Here is a 21,453-nt window from a genome sequence, read left to right on the forward strand (position 1 = left end):
AAGCCGTTCTCGAACGCACTTCTGCGTGAGCGGGAGGGGTGTGGAGTAAGCCGAGATTTCGCCGGCTTCCTGGATGTGCAGACCGCTAATTAGACTTACCATTTCTTACACAAGCAGGTCGCGGTAGGGATGGCAGCTACCTGCCACCCCCCGCACAGATCCGTACGTGCGGAACTACCGCATACGGCTCCTGCCTCGGGTGCGTGACGCGAAGCGATCTTCAGGATGCGGGTGTGCATTCTTTGGGCTCGGTATGTAGTGATCTGAGAGCAACCCGAAGCGAGACCATCGCAGCCGATTTCGCTGGCTGCGTCGGACGGTTACCCTGAATCAAAGAATTGAGTCAACATTCAAGGGAAGCACAGTCTCTGAAATGGGGGCGAGTCGGTGACGATTAAGTCCAGGAAGCTGGGATCAGACCATCACCCTTGACGCTCCAATTCTCTACGGAGTGGGTGAGTGGGATGTCTTTCCAGATCTCCTTGCCAGCGTGTTCCAGAACAATGATCTGGAGGTGGGACTTTGAACGCGTGAGCCCCTGGGACAGGACGTTGAAAATGCGCTGTGTCGCGATCACATCTGTAGGACGTTTTCTCTTGAGCTCCTGAACATCCTCGTCAAGGCTGTTGTCTCCGCTGTGGCTGCTTGGGAAATACACCTGGCTTGGCTGGTCGATCACCAAGAAGCTGAAGGGCGGCAACTGTTTGTTCTCGTCAAGCGACAGGTACTCGTGGATCGCGAGGAAGGCTGCAATGTGATAGCCCATCCAGTTGGCGCCGCTACCTACCTCCCACAGGTAATCTTTCCGGTTCCCATGGCTGTCAAAGCGGAGCGTCAACTCCTTTCTGTCGAGCTTGATTTGTGATCCCTCGGGTGCTTCGAGACCTCCGAAGGCATCGGCGTAGTCCCCTATCAACTCTCCAATCGTATAGTCGACCCTGCGTTCTTGCTCGGTGCGATCTGTCAGGCTCAGGGTGTTGTCGAAACCCCGGATGATCCTATCCAGTTCTTTTAGACGCGCGAGGATATTGGCATCAGCGGAAGTTGAGCCGATGCGCTTGAGCAGTCCTGAGATATCACCGGCGAGAAAGTAGATCTGACCAATCGCGTTTTTCAGCTTTTCATCCCTGTTCAGAATTTCATTTTTTTCAGTACGCAGCTTGGAGAGCGTTTTTTCCTCTGCGGAGAGTTTGCGTTTGAGGCTGGAGAGACGGTTGTCGACTACCGGGTTTTCCTGCAGTACATCCGATATCTGAGTGATCTTGTTGACCTTTGCCTCAAGCTTGTCGATGACAGCGGGAAGAACTGAAGTGGTCGAGCCGCACGCCACACACTCACCCTTGGACTGAACGTTCTTTTTAAGCCACTCAAGCCCAATTACGTGGGATTTTTCAGTGTCGATCGCATCAATGAATTTCTTGCTACTTTGCGAAAGGCTGCTGTAGCCGCTGATGTCGGTAGCGAGGTTTTCCACGATTTCCTGCTGAGCGACCTCCTTGGCCAACGCGGCCTCGAACGTTTGGTTAACGTGCAGGCGATGGGGTTGTAGGAGCGTATGTTCGAGCCTTTTCTCGTTATAGGCATCGACCACAGACTGCAGTTGAGCAATTTTCCCCTCAATGGATGCGGGCATTTGGGCGGGCAGCAAACCGATTTCGATGCAGCTGTGCAGCATCCTGTTCACTTCGTAATGCCAGTTGTTTTTTGTTCGCTCAATAACGGCAAGCTCCTTCTGGAGGGCCTCCCTTTCCTTGGCTGCTTCCTCACGTCGACGCTCGGTCATGACGTAGTCTGCATTCACGATGCCAAGAGCGTAAGGCATCGCTCGCGTAAGGCGCTCCTTGTGCGTCCAGGAGTCAGTTTTGAAGAACAGAGTGTTTGGGTTGGCGACGATGTGCTGTGGAAGATAGTTAAAGGCAGCCATGTCCCGGAACGAGCTCCTGCTGTCCAGTTGAGAAGGTTTGTCTTCATCCGAATGTGGCAGGTCGCTCATCCTGACCAGACCGTTGAATTTGTCCTTGAAAGCAGTCACGTTCAAGTTGCAAGGCAAGATTTCTGGCAGCACTCCGGTGAATGGGGCGAGGTAGTAATCGCTGGATGTTTGTTTTGCCCCTGGCGTTCTTCTCGCGACTATCCAGGTTTCGTTGCGAATAGTGATTTTCAGTCCAAACCATTCGACCTTGTTCCGGATGAAGCCGATCGGGATCTGGCACTTACTTGAGCCGAGCGCGTAGTCGATGATGTGGACAATTGATGACTTACCGGTGCCGCTCAGGCCATGAATGATGTTGATCTTGCCGGGCACGAATTCGATTTCCCGGATGGGATTCGTCTGGTTCTGTGGCCACAGCAGTACGGCATTAATCTCGAATTTCATTGGGAATCCCGAACAACAGCTTATAGATTTGGGGTGTAGAGACGCTGGCTAGCCAGCTGGATAGCTGCTTGGTGGTTTTGAGCATCTCAGCGGGTATCGACGCTTTGGTGCCGTTCGGCCATCGGATGACGAGACTGGTAAACACATCCCCGTCTTCACTTGGCTCCTTCTCTACCAGTTTGGCTGCGACTGCCAGGTTCAGCCCCTGCAAGGTTGAGGCGGTGTATTCCTGAACACGACGTTCCAGATCAATCTTCAGAATCGGGGTGTCACGAAGGACGTTGTCTATGGCCGAGCTAGTGTTTCGCTTGGAGAGGGCAGCACTGCTCGCCGGGTTCCAAACGATAGGAAGCACCAGCAAAAGTTTGGGGAGATCGATAGGATGATCGTTCCCTGAAGATTCATATTCCGATATGAAGTAAGCGAGCAAAAAGCAGGCGAGTGAGCTGTTGTGGATCAGGTGTCGATCCATATAGGGGGCGCTCATTCATCACTCTCGTTAGCTGTATGCCAATGAATCGGGTGATCCGTGTCGACTCCATTTGCCTGATGGTGGTAGGTGCCCATGAACAAATAACGGAAGTTTGATTTGACGCGACCGATGCTCAGGGAAAAGCTTGGCGGGGTCGATGTCTGCAGGTAGATCGCCTTGAAGTCATCCTCTCCAAATTCTTCAGGTTCTTTGCCTGACCTAATGCAATGCGCGTCGCAATTCGCCTTCCACCTGTCACTCAATTCGGACTCAACCTCACACAGGTCGCTGGGCAGGATCCGGTTGGCTTTCAGCAGTCGAGTACGCTCGGAGTAAGCGGCCCAATAGTGGCCCAGCTCGGTCTGGATAGGCCTTTGCGGAATATTTATTTTTTTAAGCTGATCTATGAACGACAGCCCCAGTGATCCGTATTCTTCGATCAACTGTACAAAGTTAGTCTGCTCTTGAGTCAGCGGTCTCCAGGCTTCCTCAAAGAACGCTTCAAAAAGCATGTGTTTTCGGGTGAAGAACGGCTTTGAGGTTGTCCAGAAGGGGATACCTTGTTTCCACGAGGCTTGGCAGTCAGCGAACAGTTGACCCAAAAGACTTTGATAAATAGTTTCGTGGCAATGTTCCAGCCCGTCTGGAAACTGAAGGGCAGTGTAGATCGCCTCCTTGAGCGTCTCGTCATCCATTGCGTCGGCAACGTGGAAGCGGGTGATGACGAAGGCGAGGTCTTCATCACTGAAGCCGGTCGCCTCTGCGGCTATTTCTGCGACCGAGCCGGACATTCCACTGGCATGCTGACGCAAAGACTTGATTGCCTCGGCGACCGATGTAGGAGTGGTGGCCTTGGAAAGAGTGCTGATTAACGTTCCATCGGGCACTGTGCGGTTTGTCACCAGTACAAACTCAAGAGAGGCGAATTCACTTTTTGCCGCCGCGAGTCCTTTGAGCCAGTTTCGAAGGGTGTTCCAGACGTTCTTACTGCTGTCCTGGAGTGAATGATTCTCGCCGGTGGTCAGCTTGTCCTGTTCCAGAATGACTTTTGTCCCACTGGAGAGCGGTATCTGCTCTTCGACGTCGTCAGCTGTTTCAATGCCAAAGCGCGTCTCTGTGTGAGTGCTATGAAAAATCCTGTGTAGCACTCGTTCATACTGGTAGCCGAAGCCCGCTGCGCTTGCGCTCGCGTTGCTATTCATCGTTCCTTCTCTTGACGTTGTTCGCATTTAGCGAGATCGATGGCGCAGGATCGAAAGAGGATCCAATCCGCAGGGGCAATGAATTTACCTGCAATGATGTCGGGTGGCTACTACTGGCTCCGTGCTGCCCGAGGGGGGGCCGGGGTGGGGCAAGCGGCCCGATCACCCGTACACTCCCTTGGTCAGTGACGCTGCCAATGGAATGCTAGACGCGTTGCTTCCACCGGCCCGTGAGCTGAACCTAAATCCATGGCGCGCCGGCGTCGCTTTGAGAATAAATTGCCTACCCATGATGTCCGCTTGCCGGCATCCATGACGTGGGAATATTATCCAGCCGATTGCCCCACCTTCTAAGTTGCGGATCCGAGTGCGGGCTGACCGCACAGCGGCGCGCGTTCCGGCGCTGACAAATTGAGCGTGTCGAGGAAAAGGCGCATCCACTTGAGCTGGTCGCCTGAGGAGATGCGTTCGATTTCGCCATTGCTGTCTTTGTCGGACTTAAGCTTTTGTTCACCCCTCGTATGGGTTCTCCTCGCTTTGACCTCGACGCTGCATCTTCAGCACTATCACCACATCGAGCACTGCTAGGTTTTCCACGGGGTAGCCACCTTTTTTCCGTTTCGCGTTCTCCAATGCCGCTCTAAGAAGGAGTGCTTCCTCCAGATACTTGTAACCGGCGCTTGCTCCCCAAGGGCTGCTCGATCCGGTTGAGCGAAGCCATTTGGATACAGGGTCATTTGCTACGTGGTAACGATCAGGAAAGAACTGACAAAGCATCTCTGTGAATACAGACCTGCGTGTCTCTACCTTCTCTTCTGTAAGGCGATTGATCTCAATCACTACTACCTTGTCTCGATCCTGAGAGGTAGCCTCCAAGACTCGAACGAGCGACCTTGCAAACTCACGAAAGTCGCTTTGTTTACCCCGGCGCTCCCATCCATTTGCTTGAAAGCGACTCCCATCACCGAAGTCCCAAAGCTGTCGGAACTCCTGGTAAAACGTTTCATTTTTGCTGTCAGACCAAATCCGGGCCCGTGCGGCAGATTTGAGGAGGTGCACCAACTCGGCCTGGTGATATTCGAAGGTGAGCATCTGACTTCTGCGGAAATCCAAAGCACTACCTAGCTGGGCTACCGCTTTTGACGAAGGTAGCTGCAAGTTAAAGACCCGGCTCGACATGTCCGGATCCTCCTTGGCGGAGGCTGGCTTACTAGACTGTTTCGCTTCTCGGTATCCGTTCAGCCAACTTTGGTTGAGGATGACGCATGAGTCCTTCAGCCTTAGTATCCACTGCTTCGCTGCGTCATAGGTTTTCTTGGGGATTTTTGAATAACCGTTGGCCTCACGGTTAGTAGCAAACGCTGCTTTTGAGAGGTTTGACGATCCCACCAACGCATAGCATCTTCCATCTGATTCACGCCAAAAGATGGCTTTCGGATGGAAACCGTCAATTAACTCAGCAACCAAAAACTGAGTGTGCCGGTATCTCGGTAGCCATTGAATGACCTTTTGGCAGGCCGCTTTCCTAGTGATCCCGAAATCTTTCCCCACGATGAAGGCAAATGATTTGCAATGGCGACCTAACTCTACATCAACGTCCCACTCAGTCAGGTAAGCGCTCAGAATGTAAAGCTCTTCAGCCTGGCGAAATGCGCGGTGATAGATATCTTTGAGGTCGCTGCCGCCGCTTTGCGGCAAAAGAACGAGATCCATGTAGTAAATTTTCCTTCTAGCCTTCGTATGCGTCCGGGCATCCCATCTTGCGTAACTAAACCGGTTGCCACCTATGCGGCACCAGCTCCGCAATATCACTCGCCCGCTGCGTCGGCAGGCGCGTGAGGACGTCCTTCAAATAGCATACGGATCATACCCGTTGAGCCGCGCCGACTGGATCAAGCTCATGATCGCCGCCGCCCGTTTGCCGCTGCGCAGCGAACCTGCAAAGAGCCAGTTTTTGCGACCCGCCCACGGTCGAATTTTGTTCTCGCACCAAATATTGTCAATGGGTACGGCCCCGTGATCGAGATAGCGCCGTCCAGCGTTTGAGGCCGTAATGCAGAGCTTTGCTTTTCGCCGAGCCGTCGTGCACGATCTGGTGCTGGACGATCATCCAGGCGTGCAGAGCATCCATCACAGGTACAGCTTTTTCTTGCCGTATTCGGCGGCGTAAATCCGTTTCAAGGTCGCGGACTTCGCTCTCGATTTCGTAAAGCAGCTGGATGTAGCGCAAGGCCTGTTCGGCGAGCTAGCTCTTGTTGGTGGCGTGCAATTTGAAGAACTTGCGACGCGCATGGGCCACGCATCCGATCTCGGTGACGCCGAGAGGCCTAGGCCTCCTTTCGACGAGTTATGCCGCGCAGTCGGCCTTACCGGGACGATTAACCACCTACAGCGCTACTTAAACAACTCAGATCGCTTAACGACGTAGCCCACAGGCTTCTTTTGCTTTTCGATAACACCCTCTTCAACGAGGCGCTGAAGCCATGCTTTTGCCTGCCCATTTGTCACATCTAATGCAGCAGCAATATCAGCATCTTTTGTCGGGGTTATCAGTAGTTTTTTAATCAGATCTCTTACCGTCGCAAAAAGTAAATCAGCGTGATCCACTTGTACCCCAGGGAAGGAGTCCATTATTTCAGACACAACTTTCAGCGTCGGTTCAACAGCATCTCTGCTGACACTAGTACTTATAGGAAGTAGAGGTTCACAAGACGCTTCTAGCGACCTCTGCGACTCTGTCATTGGCTCAGATACCGACAAGCTCTCTATTTCATCAGCGGACGATAATGAGAGTTCTGGTTGCTGAGGCACGTCTGTGCTAGAAACCTTGATCGCGAATATTTGGTTAAAGGCTTCGGCATCCGGAGGATTCGGCCAAAGTATCGCCCCCCGATTACCCAAAGCATCAAGGCCGGCAGAGGGCTCACCCGTCGATCGAACAAATACAGGCACATACTGGAGCTTATCCAACTGCTCCACAGCACCAGCCCATGTCCCGCCTTTGTTATGGTCCGTGTTAACGACCAAGGATGCATCGGCCAGCGCATAAATGAGTTTATTACGCTGCATAGCATGACCAACGTTGAAGCCGGCATTAGGATCATAAGCAGAAACGAGAACTAAGTTTCCATCACGCAAGGAATTCCTTTCCTCACGACTCATGGCAGTTCGCTCTAAGTTTTCCGCTAGAACACCAATAACCTTGCCACCCGACTGCAATGCACCCCGCATTGCAGCCAGATCAACCCCCCTGGCCCCTCCCGATATAAGTGTTCTGTTAGCACAAGCTGCCAGCCCGCCGATGGACATGGTGTAGTCGACCAATGCATCGTCGATTTTCCTCGACCCGACGACAGCGAGCCCACCCGATTCAAGCAGCGAAATATCTCCACACCCGTAGAGCACTGCTGGCGCATCAGCACGAAGACGAGCTTTAAGACGTCGCGGATACTCAGGGTCAGCTCGACTAATGACCCAGATAGCCCGCGTCTGCCATCGCTCGACTACCTGGCTCAACAAGAAGCCCCGTCCCAGCAGCCGTTGTAGTCGACTTTCATCAGCTATTGGCCGACATAAACGAAGGATCTCAGTGGATTCCGCGGTAAGAAGATCGGCAGGTTGTTTTTGGATCTGATGTAAATGACTAGCTAAACGCTTGTATTCGGCAGGCGATAGTAGGTCTGGCGTTTGTACGCCACGTCCAACAATTAGCGGTGCCGTAAGCAACAGTATCGCCTGCGTATTGGGTGAAAGAGGTGACATCATTCATCGTGGCCAGTTAGTGAAAGGGCCATAGGCCAAACCTCATCGCAACCGGCTTCTCGTAACAGCCAAGCTGCGACAGTTAGAGTCCATCGAGAGTTGACGATGTCGTCAACCAAGAGCACCGGTCCCGCGTGAATTATCTGATCGATTTTAAGCGACCCATCAATGTTGCGGGCCTGCTGAGTAGAATTTGCCATGGTTTTTTGCTCTGGCCTGTCCTCCGTCTTCGCGAGGACATTGTAAAAGGGTAGACCTAACGCACTGGCTAGCCTTTTTGCAAAATTGGGTACGATCTCTGGATGCTTCAGAGACGGAATCGCAGCAACCCATTCTGGAGCGGGATTTGGCCTCCAGTTTTTAATCATTTCGACACATGCCTGAACAAGCTCATCGGAAAAATAGCCGTCAAGATATCTATTATCTCGCACAATGCTGCCCCAACCGGCGTCTCCCCATACACAAAGAGCCTTACCGGGCTGGGCTTGACGATTGGCCGGAATCAGCCCCCTTACGCCATATAGCGGCATTCCGCCATCAGGCCACTTTTTGCGAGGTTCGATGGGAAGACTCGTACGCCGCAGGAAGGCGACCGCAGCTTTGACCAGGCCAAGATTCACTGCACTGGGCAATGGAGGTAAAGCTGGCTTCTTGACCGTACCAGGGACTCCGTCCAGTGCATCAATCAAAAACGCCATATGCTGGCCGAATGGTAACCCGACATAGTCCCTCATCTGTTGGTGTTCGCCCTGTCGCAGCGAGGTCAGCCGCTCTGCGCGATCCCAAAAGCTTTGATTAAGGTTTGCCGCGGTAAGTTGCCACTTAGCACCTTGTTTAGCGATAGGTGCTGGCGCCTCCAGTGAAAGCAACGCCACAGTTTTTTCGACCCGGCCCTTACTCAGATTGACTTTGCTGAGCAGCTCCGGAACAGATAAGCCATCAGGTGCATCTTCAAGCGCACCTAGAACCTCCGCGACCTCCTCTTGCGTCGGGAAAGCGCTACGGATAAACCAATCGGTGATTTCAGTCTCCTCCTCACCACTGAGTAGCACACCGTAGGCAGCATCCAACGCACGCCCCGCACGACCTACTTGCTGGTAGTAGGCGACCACGGAACCTGGCATTTGATAATGGATCACAAACGCTAGATCGGGCTTGTCATAACCCATGCCCAACGCCTGTGTGGCGACAAGAGCCTTGACCTCATTGTTAGACAGGGCTAGCTCAAATTCCTCCCGACGATCACCAGTCTGCCCTGTATAGGCTTCGACGTTAAAGCCTTGAGATTTCAACCATCCCGCTACTAGAAGGGCATCTCGCACGGTCAATGTGTAAATGATGCCGTGCCCATCCAATGCGGCCAACCTTTCAGCAAGCCATGCAAGACGCTCTTCTTGGCGAGGAAGACGGATGGTTTGTAACGAAAGCGATGCACGATTGAGATCTCCACAAACAACCTCAATGTTGGGACCAAGCACCGCCTTTAAGTCATCCATAACCCGATTGTTTGCCGTAGCGGTGGTAGCAAGCAAACGAAGGTTGGGAGGCATAATTTTGACCATCCGCTCCAGCAATCGATAGTGTGGGCGGAAGTCGTGCCCCCAATCGGAGATGCAATGCGCCTCATCGATAACTAGCAGGGAGATTTGTGCAGCGATCAGCGCCAAAACCTGGGTACGGAAACGATCATTAGCGAGGCGTTCGGGCGATATCAGGAGGATATCAATGCCACCGGCAATAAGCTGGCGTTCAATCGCAGCCCAATCTTCCCTGTTGTCTGAGTTAATCGTGGCCGCTCGGACACCCATTCGCTCTGCCGCTACAACCTGATTTCGCATCAAAGCCAGCAATGGCGAGATCAGTAACGCAGGTCCAGCGCCAGCCTCCCTTAGCAGCTTCGTAGCAATGAAATATACGAAGCTCTTACCCCAGCCGGTTTTCTGAACGACTAACAAGCGTTCCTTACCCTCAACGATGTGGCGTATAGCTTCTTCTTGGCCATCCCGGAAGGTAGCATCGAGTCGTCCCGAACCTAAACGCAGGAGCTCCAAAGCACGCGCTGCATTATATTCCATGGTATTGCTCTCCATTTACCGTCAGATAGGTGATTGCTGATCCGTTGAGCAAGGTTCGAGTCATCCACTTTCCTCAATCCGTTAACTCGCAACGAACGGAGAGCAGGAGCCCCTCACCGCCTCGCATACCCTATCAGAGCGTGTCGGACGATGTAGGCCACTTCGAGCAGCTTTTTTTGCAGGAGTACCTGCAGGGCGAATGCGGTACCGAGCCTATGGCAGAAGGCGGCTGACCTCTCCCCCTAAAAAGCCACAACCACTGGAAAAATTCATTGGAGGCGACGAAGGTTAAAGTGTGGGTCAAATTCTCAATCCAGAACAATAACGTTTAAAATCAATCAGTTATTTTAATACAAGCCCGGCTACAAGCCGGCTCACCGCCGAGTAGGAGGCCAGTGACTGCGCCCGAAAGCTTGATTTGAGCTGCTATCATGGGAGCAAGCTTTGGATCGCCGCAAAAATAGGGATTTAGAGAGTTTTACAATCGGTATTCCAAAAAGTATTCCATAATTATTTTTAACCGATAAATTATTTTTTAATTCAATAGGTTGAGTGATCGATTCAAATTACCCCAGCCCACCAACTCTCAACGACAAAGCCCGCCAAGTGCGGGCTTTGTCGCATCTGGAGATCCCGTTCACCAAGCCGAACTGATCCTCATCGCGCAAGCCCCCCTTCCCCCCGCCACAATGCTCTCCCCTCACCCCCACACTCAAATCCCGCAACATTTAATCCGCACCACGTTTAAGTGAGAGCTCTCGATGACCTCTATGCTGCAAACTCCAAAGCGCAACGAGGTTGAACATGAATACCTGGATCGCCGCCGTCATGGCTGCCCTGCTCTCCCTGTCCGTCCACGCAGCCGAGTCTCCCGCGTCGCGAGTCGAGCAAGTCGTGTTCAAGGCGGGCGCCGACCATCTCCAGATCAAGCAATCGATCAAGGGCGAACAAACGGCGCAGTACACGCTCAACGTCAAGGCTGGGCAGATGTTGACCGTCGATTTCAAGCCATCCAGCACATCGGCGTATTTCAACATCAGCGCCAAAGGTGCGGACAGCGCGCTGTTCAACGGTTCGATGATGGGCAATCACTTTGCGGGGGTGCTGCCTGCCGACGGTGAGTACACGGTTCAGGTCTACCTCATGCGCAATGCCGCGCGACGTAACGCGGTGGCGAATTACACGCTGTCGATAAAGCTCGCCAAGGGTGATGCGGGCACGGGCGGATAAACCGCAAAAGCGCTTCTACACTCACAGCGCCCATTCCGCCACATCGAGCCACCATGACTGCCCTTAAAGACCGCATGCAACAAGGCAAGGACGCGCGCAAGAAGTGCTCGCGCAGTGATCAGGCTGTCACCGGCAAGATGAATCGCGATCCGATTCCGTTGATCAAGGCGTCGAGTCAGGGCCGCGTCGAGTCGCTGGTCGAGTTGCGTTACGGGCGCATGCTGGTGTCGCCCTTCACGTTCTTTCGTGGCAATGCGTTGTTGCAGGCGCATGACCTGGCGGGCACGGCGACCATGGGCCTGAATCTGCCGATCTGTGGCGATTGTCACCTGATGAATTTCGGTGGTTTCGCCACGCCGGAGCGCAATCTGTTGTTCAGCGTCAATGATTTCGACGAGGCACATCCCGGGCCTTGGGAGTGGGACTTGAAACGCCTGGCCGCAAGTTTTGTGGTGGCCGCGCGTGATCTGCGCCATGGCGAGTCGGTCGAGGAAGAGGTCTGCCGCGACATGGTCGGCGCTTATCAGGCGACCTTGCTGGAGTGTGCGGAGCAAAGTTCGCTGGAGAACTGGTACGAGTCGATCAGCTATACCGACCTGCTCGCCCAGGCACGCAAAAGTACCCTTGAGCATGTCGAGCGCGCCATCGAGAAAGCCGAGCGGCGTACTCACGCTGAATTGCTGCCGAAGATCAGCGAGCGTGACAAGCATGGGCGTCTGATTATTCGTGATGACCTACCGGAAATTTTCCATCTGCATAAAAACACCACGCTGCTCGATGCCGAGGATGACTGGCTGCGGCTGTCGGACTGGCGTCCGCTGTACGACACTTTCATGCGTGATTATCGCGGCACGCTGCAGCCCGACCGGCGCGAGCTGCTGTCACGGTTTCACGTGCAGGACTTGGCTTTCAAGGTCGTCGGTGTCGGCAGCGTCGGTACCCGCTGTCTGGTGGCGTTGCTGACCGACGATCAGGAGTTCCCGCTGTTCCTGCAATTCAAGGAGGCGCGGCGCTCGGTACTCGCCGATTACGTCAAAGCCAAATCGCGGGTACGCCATGAAGGTCAGCGGGTGGTCGAGGGGCAGCGCTTGATGCAAGCCGCCAGCGACCTGTTTCTCGGCTGGACCACTGGCCCCAGCGGTCGGCATTTCTATGTGCGGCAGTTGCGCGACATGAAAATCTCCGCCGAACTGGAAACCTTCGACGCCGAAACCTTCGCCGCTTACGGTCGGGTCTGCGGCCGCGCGCTGGCTCGCGCGCATGCCAAGGCGTCCGGGTTAGCGGCGCAGATCAGCGGTTACATCGGCAAGGGCGATGCATTGGCCGATGCGTTATTGAAGTACGCGCAACAGTACACCGCGCAGAACGAACGTGATTTCGAACGTTTCCAGGATGCCTGTCGCAAGGGCCGTTTACGCGCTCGGTCGGAAGCCGATTTCGCCGCCGATCATCTGCCCTGAACCGGGCTAGACAGGTTGCCGGAGAAATGAATTTTTCTTCACTGCCCCTTCACAATCAAACCTGTAAAGTCCGCTCGCTCATTCAAGAAACTACGGTTCGCCCGCGGCTCTCCCGCGGGCTTTTTTTTGCCTGGCGTTTGCCGTCGAAGCGATAAACCCAGGTGTCTTGCACACCGTGGCGTAGTGAATGGCGGGCCTGTGGATGAATGCGGATCAACCTGAACCCGGCCGATTCAGCAACACACCGGATCCGCACGCCTCAACGTCAGCGATTCGGCGCCGACCGTAAACGCAAATTCCATTTGCTCCTCCTCAAAACGGCCAATGCAGGAGCTGCCGCAGGCTGCGATCTTTTGATGTTAAAAAACAGGTTCAAAGGATCGCAGCCTTCGGCAGCTCCTACAGGGGTATGTGCAACAAGCAGGCAGAATTTATAGGGCATTTGTGTTTTCCTGTCCCCTGATACCACTCACCGGAGCGCCCGATGCCGCTGCTGTCCCTGCCCTGCCAACGCCTGACGCTGGCGATACTCGCGCCGGATCAGGCCGGCCTCGAAAGTGAGTTCTACCAACGTAACCTGCGCCACCTCGCGCCCTGGTCACCGATTCGCACCACCGAGTACTTTTCCACCGAGCAGATTCGCCGACGACTCGAAATTCAGGCCAGCGCCTTTGAAGCCGGGCTGGCGATGCATTTCGCGTTATTGACACAGGACGGTCAGCAGATGATCGGCGCGTGCAATTTCAGCGGAATCATTCGCGGGGCGTTTCAGGCGTGTTATCTGGGTTATCACATCGATGAGGCACATCAAGGTCAGGGGCTAATGCGTGAAGCGCTGGAGGCCGGTATCGCCTACATGTTCGATACGCAGAACCTGCACCGGATCATGGCCAACTACATTCCCGGCAATGAACGCAGCGCACGGCTCTTGGAAAAGCTCGGGTTCGAGCGTGAGGGTTACGCCAAGGCGTATCTGAACATTGCCGGGCGCTGGCAGGATCACGTGCTGACCGCGTTGATCAACCCGGCATTCGAGGCGCCGGACCAGCGTTGGTCACGACGACTGGCGTGAGTTTCACAATTTGTTAAGCATTGGCGAAGTATGCTCAGGCCTCCCGCCCCTTCCGGTTGCCTGAATGCCATGTCGCGTGCCGCCACTTCATTGTTTCTGCTTGCCGCTTTGCTGTTTTTCTTCGCCCTCGGCAACCATCAATTGCAAGGCTCCACCGAGGCTCGCGTCGCCGGCATCGCCATGGAGATGCACCTCGACAACGACTGGGTGACACCTCGGTTGTTCGGCGAACCGTTTCTGGAAAAACCACCGCTGAGTTTGTGGCTCGATGCCGGCGCCATGCGGCTGTTCGGTGTGTCGCCGTGGGCGGTGCGGTTGGCGTCGGCGGTGGCCGGCTTACTCAGCGTGATGTTGCTCTACGGCATGTTGTGCCGTTTCGAACGGCCGAAAATGATCGCCTGGACGGCCGGGATTTTGCTGGCGACCATGGCCAGTTACTGGAGCAATGTGCGCGGGGTCGGCGAGGATGCGCTGCTGGCGCTCGGTGTAACGGCGGCGTTGCTGGCATTTTTTCAGGCACAACGCGCATCGAGCGTGGGTAACTCGTTGCTGTTTGTCGGCGGAATTGCCATCGCCACGTTGAGTAAAGGAGTGCTGGGGCTGGCGATGCCGGGGGTGGTGATTTTTGCTTACTTGCTGGCCGACAATCTGCTCGACAAGCGCCTGAAAGTCGCTGACTGGCTGTGGCCAGGATTACTGACTCTGGTCGGGCTGATTCCGCTGATGATCTGGCTCGCAGTGCTCTATCAACATGGCGGCGCGCAAGCGGTGAAGGAAGTGCTGCTGACCAACAGCGTCGGCCGCTTCAGCGGATCGTTCGTCGAGGCCGGTCACTATGAGCCGTTCTCCTACTACTTGGCCAAGCTGCCGGAAGCCTTTCTGCCGTGGAACATTCTGGTTTATCTGGGGCTGTGGCATTTTCGCAAACAACTGAAGGCCAACCGATACCTGCTGTTTTTCAGCCTGTGGATCGTTGCGCAATTCGTGATGCTGACGTTGGCGTCGAGCAAACGCACGGTGTACCTGATGTCGATGACCCCGGCGGCGGCGGTGATTGCGGCCGAGTTTGCCGGTGTGTTGTTCGACAAGCTGAAAGCGTACGAATCCGCCCATGGTTTTGTCAGCCGAATCGCGAGGCATCGTCAGGCATTGGCCGCTGCTGTGCTTACCGTAGTGATCGGCAGCTACCTCGTTGCCGCACAGTGGACGTTGCCGAACGCTGATAAACACCTGTCGTTCCTGCCGCTGACCGAACACATTCAAGCGTTGCGAGCGGACGGTCATCAGGTTGCGTTGTTTCAAGCCAATGAACGGGTGGGCGGGGCGAGTGTGTTCTATACGCAGAGCGTTCTTAAAGGCTTGGATACCGAGGCGCAATTGCGCGAGTTTCTCGCTGCGGCAGCCACCAATGTGGCGGTGATCTCGGCCGACACCGAGCCGGCCGCACCGCTGAAAGTGTTGAAGACCATGATGGTCGGGCGCCAGGCGTACTACTTTGTCAGCAACTGAAGCAGACTGAATACAACCTTTGTGGCGAGGGGATTTATCCCCGTTGGGGTGCGCAGCGCCCCCTCTTTTGATTCAAGAAAGAAGGGGACTGCTGCGCAGTCCAACGGGGATAAATCCCCTCGCCACATATCCCCCTCGCCACAGGGTTATTCGTTGCTCAAGGGAGTTGCCAAGGTGCTGGCGGGCTCTGGCCGTTGATGCTTCTGCAACACCGGCAGCTCCAGCCGCGCCCGGCCATAAAACGCCAGTGCCGTCAGTAAACAGGCCAGCCAGACGAAGATTCCGGCCCAGAACGTGTGGGACATGTAGTGCCAACCTTGCAGGACCCGTGTCGTGCCATAGACAAAACCGAGCAGCAGCGAACCCCACAGAATCGCACTGGAAAAGCGCCACTGGTAACGGCGCGCAACGAAGTACAACGCCAGCATGGTAAAGCCGCCCGACGCATGCCCGCCCGGCCAGCAGCGTCCCTCTCCTGCTTCATGGAACAGCTGGAAATTGTTGTACCACTCCACGTGAGCCATTTTTCCACCGTAAAGCGTGGTCTCGATCGGACAGTAAACGCTGGTGTGCGCCTTGAGGAAATGGATCACGCCGGTGCAAACGGCAAACGCAACGACGACGAAGAAAAAATCCCTACGGTGATCGGCGGCAAATCGCAGCAGCGGAGCAACTTTGCTTCGCTCGAGAAAAGCCCCCAGTCGCGGGCGCTTCTGCGGATTGACCAACGGCCAGACCACCGAGAGCATCGCGCCGATCAGGGCGATTTCCGCCGTCCAGTTCGGAATGATCCGCGCCCATTTGTGCGTGAGCTTTTCGAAGAAGTGGATTTTGTCGAGCGGGAACGTCTGGGTCAGCGGATCGAACAACAGATTGCTGAAGGCGATGTCGATTTTGGTCATGTCGAACATCAGGAAGACCAACGCCGCGCAGGCCAGCGGGATGCCGAAGTTGTAAGCGTAAAAACGAGTATTCATTCGGTGGTCACCGTGTGCCAGTCGGAGGCTTCAATGAAGCCGAGCATTTTCGGCGCCGCCGGACTGGCAGCGGAAACAAACAGCGAAGAGCCGTAGCCGGGATCGGATGCCGGCACCTTCAGGTCTTTTTCGATCTGCGCCATGCATTCGCTGTGGGTCACCAGAATCAGGTTGCGACCCGGGATCTTGTGCGCAAGCGCCTCCTGCAACATGCGCCCCTTGCAGCTGATCAACCAGTCTTCGCCGGTCGCCGCACGGTTGAACATGTACCCGGCGGTCTGCACGGTGCGCACCATCGGGCTGTTATAGATGTCGGCATTGTTCAGCCCCAGTTGCTCGAATTGCGCGCCGACCGCGACCGCCACGCTGCGCGAGCGGTCGGTGATGCCGTCATTGCCACTCAGGCAGCGCGCCTTGGAGTGATCGCAACGCTCGACATGGCGCACCAGCACGATCATCTCGCCCTTTTCCCAACCCGTTGCCAACGCCTGCGAGCCAGCCACATTGCCATGGGCCAGGTCGGGGACCGCCCCCGGGGCGAGCAACCACAACGTCAGCGGTATCACCAGTGCCGATGCCGCCAACACCACCCAGGTGTTGCGAAAACGCGCCAGACCGCTCAGATCGATCGAGCGTTTGACGCCGAACAGACTCAGTCTCAATTCCACAAAAAGCCGCCTCGCCAGCCTGCATCACTTGTCATTCGATGCGGCGAAGGTACAGAGGCGGGCGTCGGCAGCCAGTGAAACCCATGTGAAAAAAGTCTTGGGATCCGTTGTTACAAATTCTGTCCGACAAAATCCTTTCAGCTCTCGGATTTGCGGCCGATACAGACCTGCTAACACCCTTGCTGGCTCAAAAAAACAACAATCTTCCAGCCTAACTGACGACAAGAAACCCTACGTTTCTGGAGGATTTGTGATGAATAGCTGGTTCGGCAACATCAGCGTGAACATGAAACTGGGCCTGGGCTTCGGCCTGGTACTGGCCCTGACCTGCGTGCTGGCCCTGACGGGCTGGACCAGCCTAGGTGGCCTGATCGACCGCAGCAACTGGATGAGCGACATCACCCAGCTCAACGCCGGCCTGACCAAACTGCGCGTGGTGCGCCTGCAATACATGCTGACCAACGGCGACGAAACCGCCGCGCAGAACGTGCAGACCACCCTTGAAAGTTTTGCCGAGCAACAACAGAAGCTGATCAACAGCTTCAAGAGCCCGGAAAACGTCAAACTGCTCAAGGAGCAGGCAGCGACCATCGCTGAATACCAGACGTCGCTGAATAAAATGCGCAACGCCTACCGCACCGGCAACAGCGCGCGCGACACTATGAGCGCCAGTGCCGAAACCGCGTACAACCAGATCGAATCGATCAGCAAACGCGTGCAGCAGATGGACATGAGCGAGCAGCGTTTCGCACAGTTCCAGGCGATCACTACGGCCAAGGAAGCGTTTATCCTCGCGCGCTACGAAGTGCGCGGCTACACCGCCACCACCAACGCCGAGACCGAACAGAAGGCCGTCGCTCAACTCGATGTAGCCATCTCCACCCTCAAGCAATTGAACGTGCATTTCGCTGACACTCAGCAGGACGCTCTGCGCCAGCTGGAGACCGCGCTGGGCAACTACCGCAGCGCGTTGATGGCGTTTAAGAACGCCAACACTGACGCGGTACAGGCTCGCAAGGAAATGACCGATCAAGGTACCGCGATCGTCAACACCAGCGAGCAGCTGTACCAGATTCAACTCGACCGCCGCGATGTCGAAAGCGCCCAAGCACGCACCTTCCAGTTGATCAGCACGCTGCTGGCACTGCTGGTGGGCGTGATTGCGGCGGTGATCATCACCCGTCAGATCACCCGTCCGCTGCAGGAAACCCTGGCCGTGGTCGAGCGCATCGCCAGCGGCGACCTGACCCAGAACGTCACCGTCACCCGCCGCGACGAACTCGGCGTGCTGCAACAAGGCATCGCGCGCATGGGCGTGACCTTGCGTGATTTGATCAGCGGCATCCGCGACGGCGTCACCCAGATCGCCAGCGCCGCCGAAGAGCTGTCGGCCGTCACCGAACAGACCAGCGCCGGTGTGAACAGCCAGAAGATCGAAACCGATCAGGTCGCCACCGCGATGCACGAGATGACTGCCACCGTGCAGGAAGTAGCGCGCAACGCCGAAGAAGCCTCGCAAGCCGCTGCCGCCGCTGACGGCGAAGCCCGTGAAGGCGACAAAGTGGTGAACGAAGCCATCGCGCAGATCGAACGTCTGGCCAGCGAAGTGGTGCGTTCGACCGAAGCCATGAGCGTGCTGCAACAGGAAAGCGACAAGATCGGCAGCGTCATGGACGTGATCAAAGCCGTTGCCGAACAGACCAACCTGCTCGCCCTCAACGCCGCGATCGAAGCAGCGCGCGCCGGTGAAGCCGGTCGTGGATTTGCCGTGGTCGCCGACGAAGTTCGTGGCCTGGCCCAGCGTACGCAGAAGTCCACCGAAGAAATCGAAGGCCTGGTCGCCGGTCTGCAGAACGGCACCCAGCAGGTGTCGGCGGTAATGAGCAACAGCCGCGCGCTGACTGACAGCAGCGTGGCGCTGACGCGCAAAGCTGGCCTGTCACTGGAAAGCATCACCCGCACGGTGTCGAACATTCAGTCGATGAACCAGCAGATTGCTGCGGCGGCTGAACAGCAAAGCGCCGTGGCTGAAGAGATCAGCCGCAGCATCATCAACGTGCGCGATGTGTCGGAACAGACCGCCGCAGCCAGTGATGAGACGGCGGCGTCGAGTGTTGAACTGGCGCGTTTGGGTGGTCAGTTGCAGCAGATGGTCAGCCATTTCCGCGTTTGATCTTCGTACAGCGCTAAAGCAAAAAACCAATCGCGGGCAAGCCCGCTCCCACAGGTTTTTCAGTCGTTCACAGATGTTGTGTTCGACTCATAACCTGTGGGAGCGGGCTTGCCCGCGATTGCGTCAGGCCTGTCACCTGGATGCCCCGGAAAACTCGCATCATGTAGGAGCTGCCGCAGGCTGCGATCTTTTGATCTTCGCTTTTGAACAATCTGAAGCAGGATCAAAAGATCGCAGCCTTCGGCAGCTCCTACAGTGCCATGTGGGTAGCGAGCTTTCTCAGGAACTATCTACTTCGCTTTAGTGATCCTCAGGCTGCCCACGGGTTAATCATCTCCACACCGCTGAACTCGAAATCCTTCACGTTACGGGTAGCGATGGGGGCGCCATGGGTTCGGCAGATCGCAGCAATTTGCGCATCGGCCATCGAAATCGCGCGGCCTTTTGATTCGCAATCCGCAACAAGCGTTGCGTACTCGACAGCGGCATGAGCGTCGAAAGACAAAATACGTCCGGCAAAGTCTTCTTCGAACATCGCCATGGCATGGGCTTCAAGTTTTTGTTTGCGCTTTCCGGAAGGCAGCCGAGCGATGCCGTGAAGTATTTCTGCCACGGTCACGGCACTCACTGCCAGCTCCATCGCGGGTTGCGCATCAACCCAGGCAAGCACCCGGGACGCTGGCTCGACTCGCATGAACTCTGATAGAACGTTGGTATCAAGCACTATCATTCGGAGAAATCCACCGCAGTGGCTTTCTCTGAACGCTGCGGCAAATCGAGGTCTATTCCGCCGACAGCACTGAATCTGTTGCGGATTCGGCTGCCAAGGCCACCGGCACGGTCTACCGTTGTCAGAGCCCGGCCTAAAATAAGTCGAGCCTCTTCCTCCATGGAATGCCCATTGTGAGCCGCGGTGATGCGCAGTTGTTCCTTGAGCTTTTCATCAAGGTTTCGAATTGTAATGCTGGCCACGACGCCTCCTGCAATCAATGAAATCATTGATTGCAGGCTAGCACATCTTCAACTATCAAAACCCGGCAACTTTACCAATGGTATCCCGCTTAACGAGTCCCACGCTGGCGCAACGCCGACGGCATGAAATACGCGTCCTCCGGCACCGGTTGCGCAAAATCCACGGTCTCCGCTTCTTCGTTATCAAGGTTCTGCACGTAGTAACGGCGCGCCTGCAAGTCGTGGAAGACGTCCAGCGCACTCCAGGTGGTCGGTAGGTCGTAGAAGTTTTTCAGGTAGGCCATCGACACGCGCCACAACTCCCCTCGCCCATCGTATTGATCGACCAGTGCGGCGCCCCAGCTGTCTTCATCGAGAAACAGCACGCGTTTGGAATAGATGTGTCGCGAACCTGGTTTGAGGTTGCCTTCCACCACCCAGACCCGGTGCAGTTCGTAGCGGGTGAACTGCGGGTTGAGGTGGCCGGGGGTGAGCAGTTGCGCGTATTTCACGTCGGGGCTGCCGACTTTGTAATTGTTGTAGGGAATGTAGATTTCCTGTTTGCCCTTGAGCTTCCACTCGTAGCGATCCGGCGAGCCGTTGAACAGGTCGGTGTCGTCGGCGGTGCGCAGGCCATCGGAGGAGGCGATTGGCGTGTCGTAGGCGAGGTTCGGCGCACGGCGTACGCGGCGTTGGCCGGCGTCGTAGATCCAGGCCTGGCGCGCGTCCTTGAGCTGGTCGAGGGTTTCGTGCACGAGGGCAGCGCCACCGGCCAGTCGCGCCGGGCTTTTCACGAAGGCGAGGTAGTAGAACAGGATGTTTTTCAGGTCAGCGAACTGGCCGTTCGGGCGGTAGTAGTTAAACAGCGCTTCCTGCTGCGAAGTGACCAGCGCGAAGCTGCCGTTACGTTGGACCGGCGCTTCGGAGGCGCGGCGCACGACGTAGATGCCGCGATAGCGGGTGATGTGGTTCCACAACACTTCGATGCCGTCCTTGGGCACCGGAAACGGTACGCCGCCGTAGGCATCGGAGAAGCCGCTGCCGCCTTCGAGCAACTTTGCCGAGGTGGCGTTTTTCAGGGTGTTGTCGTACAGCCATTGCGGCGCCGAGCCGGAGCGGCGGGACGGGTAAATCGGCATCTGGAAGGTGTCGGGATAGCTGTTGAACAAGGCGATCTGGCCGGGGCTGAGGTGCGTTTTGTACTGGTCGAGATTGGCTTTGGTGATGGTGAACAGCGGTTTGTCGGCGGCGTACGGATCGGGGTGATGCTGACCCGACTTGTAACCGGCGGGGGCTTGGGTGATGCCGCCCGTCCACGCTGGGATGGTGCCGGCGGCGTTGCCAGCCCGCTCGGCGCCCATGGGAGTCAGGGTGGTTTTCAGTTGTTCGGCTTGTTGCGGGGTGATGGCGGCGAAAACGCTGCCGGCGGCCAGACTCATGACGAGCGCGAGCGTGGTCTTGGTCAATCGTGAAGTGTGAAACATGATCAATCTCCGAAATGGGAGTGAGGTCTGCAATGCTCCGC

The 21,453-nt window shown here is 56.0% G+C and carries 15 protein-coding genes and 3 pseudogenes; 6 read left to right on the forward strand and 12 right to left on the reverse strand.

Translation table 11 applies throughout. The features are described from left to right. Positions 1–394 precede the first annotated feature (394 nt). The 7 genes and pseudogenes from QOL84_RS15440 to QOL84_RS15470 all read right to left on the reverse strand — a co-directional run bounded on the left by QOL84_RS15440 (position 395) and on the right by QOL84_RS15470 (position 9,888). Positions 395–2,377: a DUF3732 domain-containing protein gene (locus tag QOL84_RS15440; protein WP_283437745.1), complete on the reverse strand. Its 1,983-nt coding sequence runs from the start codon at positions 2,375–2,377 to the stop codon at positions 395–397. Next, entirely contained in the window at positions 2,361–2,864 is a 504-nt protein-coding gene (locus QOL84_RS15445) for a three component ABC system middle component (protein ID WP_283437746.1), read from the reverse strand. The genes QOL84_RS15440 and QOL84_RS15445 overlap by 17 nt, the downstream gene beginning before the upstream one ends. After that, the gene (locus tag QOL84_RS15450) at positions 2,861–4,051 is read right to left on the reverse strand and encodes an ABC-three component system protein (RefSeq protein ID WP_283437747.1); all 1,191 of its coding nucleotides are present in this window, start codon (positions 4,049–4,051) and stop codon (positions 2,861–2,863) included. Before QOL84_RS15450 ends, QOL84_RS15445 begins: the two co-directional genes overlap by 4 nt. Positions 4,052–4,561: 510 nt before the next feature. Continuing rightward, positions 4,562–5,764, reverse strand: coding sequence for a phospholipase D family protein (locus tag QOL84_RS15455; RefSeq protein WP_283437748.1), 1,203 nt, complete (start codon positions 5,762–5,764; stop codon positions 4,562–4,564). A 55-nt stretch (positions 5,765–5,819) separates the two neighbouring features. Beyond that, positions 5,820–6,371: pseudogene (locus QOL84_RS15460) on the reverse strand (IS66 family transposase); the annotation flags it as partial. 74 nt (positions 6,372–6,445) lie between these two features. After that, positions 6,446–7,813, reverse strand: coding sequence for a DNA-processing protein DprA (locus tag QOL84_RS15465; protein ID WP_283437749.1), 1,368 nt, complete (start codon positions 7,811–7,813; stop codon positions 6,446–6,448). Then, a complete protein-coding gene (locus QOL84_RS15470; protein WP_283437750.1) occupies positions 7,813–9,888 on the reverse strand; it encodes a RecQ family ATP-dependent DNA helicase in 2,076 nt (691 codons plus the stop codon). The genes QOL84_RS15465 and QOL84_RS15470 overlap by 1 nt, the downstream gene beginning before the upstream one ends. A gap of 804 nt (positions 9,889–10,692) precedes the next feature. Here QOL84_RS15470 and QOL84_RS15475 point away from each other — a divergent pair. The 4 genes from QOL84_RS15475 to QOL84_RS15490 all read left to right on the forward strand — a co-directional run bounded on the left by QOL84_RS15475 (position 10,693) and on the right by QOL84_RS15490 (position 15,159). Beyond that, entirely contained in the window at positions 10,693–11,118 is a 426-nt protein-coding gene (locus tag QOL84_RS15475; protein WP_283437751.1) for a hypothetical protein, read from the forward strand. A 53-nt stretch (positions 11,119–11,171) separates the two neighbouring features. Next, on the forward strand, positions 11,172–12,578 hold the full coding sequence (locus tag QOL84_RS15480) for a DUF2252 domain-containing protein (protein ID WP_283437752.1): 1,407 nt from the start codon (positions 11,172–11,174) through the stop codon (positions 12,576–12,578). 484 nt (positions 12,579–13,062) lie between these two features. Further along, the gene (gene rimJ / locus QOL84_RS15485; protein ID WP_283437753.1) at positions 13,063–13,650 is read left to right on the forward strand and encodes a ribosomal protein S5-alanine N-acetyltransferase; all 588 of its coding nucleotides are present in this window, start codon (positions 13,063–13,065) and stop codon (positions 13,648–13,650) included. 69 nt (positions 13,651–13,719) lie between these two features. Then, positions 13,720–15,159, forward strand: a complete 1,440-nt coding sequence (locus QOL84_RS15490) for an ArnT family glycosyltransferase (protein WP_283437754.1) — start codon at positions 13,720–13,722, stop codon at positions 15,157–15,159. Positions 15,160–15,305: 146 nt separating this feature from the next. On the opposite strand, the gene QOL84_RS15495 is transcribed toward QOL84_RS15490, so the two are convergent. After that, a complete protein-coding gene (locus QOL84_RS15495; protein ID WP_283437755.1) occupies positions 15,306–16,136 on the reverse strand; it encodes a phosphatase PAP2 family protein in 831 nt (276 codons plus the stop codon). Continuing rightward, on the reverse strand, positions 16,133–16,804 hold the full coding sequence (gene pmrG, locus QOL84_RS15500; protein ID WP_283437756.1) for a lipopolysaccharide core heptose(II)-phosphate phosphatase PmrG: 672 nt from the start codon (positions 16,802–16,804) through the stop codon (positions 16,133–16,135). Before pmrG ends, QOL84_RS15495 begins: the two co-directional genes overlap by 4 nt. 286 nt (positions 16,805–17,090) lie before the next feature. On the opposite strand from pmrG, the pseudogene QOL84_RS29520 reads away from it, so the two are divergent. Together QOL84_RS29520 and QOL84_RS29525 are read left to right on the forward strand one after the other, a co-directional pair. Continuing rightward, positions 17,091–18,119 (forward strand): annotated as a pseudogene (locus QOL84_RS29520) (methyl-accepting chemotaxis protein); the annotation flags it as partial. Positions 18,120–18,380: 261 nt separating this feature from the next. Then, positions 18,381–18,977 (forward strand): annotated as a pseudogene (locus QOL84_RS29525) (methyl-accepting chemotaxis protein); the annotation flags it as partial. 310 nt (positions 18,978–19,287) lie between these two features. Here QOL84_RS29525 and QOL84_RS15510 read toward each other — a convergent pair. From QOL84_RS15510 to QOL84_RS15520, 3 genes are all read right to left on the reverse strand, one after another. Beyond that, positions 19,288–19,707, reverse strand: a complete 420-nt coding sequence (locus tag QOL84_RS15510) for a type II toxin-antitoxin system VapC family toxin (protein ID WP_283437758.1) — start codon at positions 19,705–19,707, stop codon at positions 19,288–19,290. Next, positions 19,704–19,949: a FitA-like ribbon-helix-helix domain-containing protein gene (locus QOL84_RS15515; RefSeq protein WP_283437759.1), complete on the reverse strand. Its 246-nt coding sequence runs from the start codon at positions 19,947–19,949 to the stop codon at positions 19,704–19,706. Before QOL84_RS15515 ends, QOL84_RS15510 begins: the two co-directional genes overlap by 4 nt. An 89-nt stretch (positions 19,950–20,038) precedes the next feature. Continuing rightward, positions 20,039–21,367, reverse strand: coding sequence for a DUF1329 domain-containing protein (locus tag QOL84_RS15520; RefSeq protein WP_430458732.1), 1,329 nt, complete (start codon positions 21,365–21,367; stop codon positions 20,039–20,041). Between the last annotated feature and the right edge of the window lie 86 nt (positions 21,368–21,453).

Source organism: Pseudomonas helmanticensis (assembly GCF_900182985.1).
GTDB lineage: Bacteria > Pseudomonadota > Gammaproteobacteria > Pseudomonadales > Pseudomonadaceae > Aquipseudomonas > Aquipseudomonas helmanticensis.

Coding starts and splice junctions, on each gene's coding strand:
- QOL84_RS15440 (WP_283437745.1), bottom strand. CDS start 2,377: ATGAAATTCGAGATTAATGCCGTACTGCTGTGGCCACAGAACCAGACG.
- QOL84_RS15445 (WP_283437746.1), bottom strand. CDS start 2,864: ATGAGCGCCCCCTATATGGATCGACACCTGATCCACAACAGCTCACTC.
- QOL84_RS15450 (WP_283437747.1), bottom strand. CDS start 4,051: ATGAATAGCAACGCGAGCGCAAGCGCAGCGGGCTTCGGCTACCAGTAT.
- QOL84_RS15455 (WP_283437748.1), bottom strand. CDS start 5,764: ATGGATCTCGTTCTTTTGCCGCAAAGCGGCGGCAGCGACCTCAAAGAT.
- QOL84_RS15465 (WP_283437749.1), bottom strand. CDS start 7,813: ATGTCACCTCTTTCACCCAATACGCAGGCGATACTGTTGCTTACGGCA.
- QOL84_RS15470 (WP_283437750.1), bottom strand. CDS start 9,888: ATGGAATATAATGCAGCGCGTGCTTTGGAGCTCCTGCGTTTAGGTTCG.
- QOL84_RS15475 (WP_283437751.1), top strand. CDS start 10,693: ATGAATACCTGGATCGCCGCCGTCATGGCTGCCCTGCTCTCCCTGTCC.
- QOL84_RS15480 (WP_283437752.1), top strand. CDS start 11,172: ATGACTGCCCTTAAAGACCGCATGCAACAAGGCAAGGACGCGCGCAAG.
- rimJ (WP_283437753.1), top strand. CDS start 13,063: ATGCCGCTGCTGTCCCTGCCCTGCCAACGCCTGACGCTGGCGATACTC.
- QOL84_RS15490 (WP_283437754.1), top strand. CDS start 13,720: ATGTCGCGTGCCGCCACTTCATTGTTTCTGCTTGCCGCTTTGCTGTTT.
- QOL84_RS15495 (WP_283437755.1), bottom strand. CDS start 16,136: ATGAATACTCGTTTTTACGCTTACAACTTCGGCATCCCGCTGGCCTGC.
- QOL84_RS15510 (WP_283437758.1), bottom strand. CDS start 19,707: ATGATAGTGCTTGATACCAACGTTCTATCAGAGTTCATGCGAGTCGAG.
- QOL84_RS15520 (WP_430458732.1), bottom strand. CDS start 21,367: ATGAGTCTGGCCGCCGGCAGCGTTTTCGCCGCCATCACCCCGCAACAA.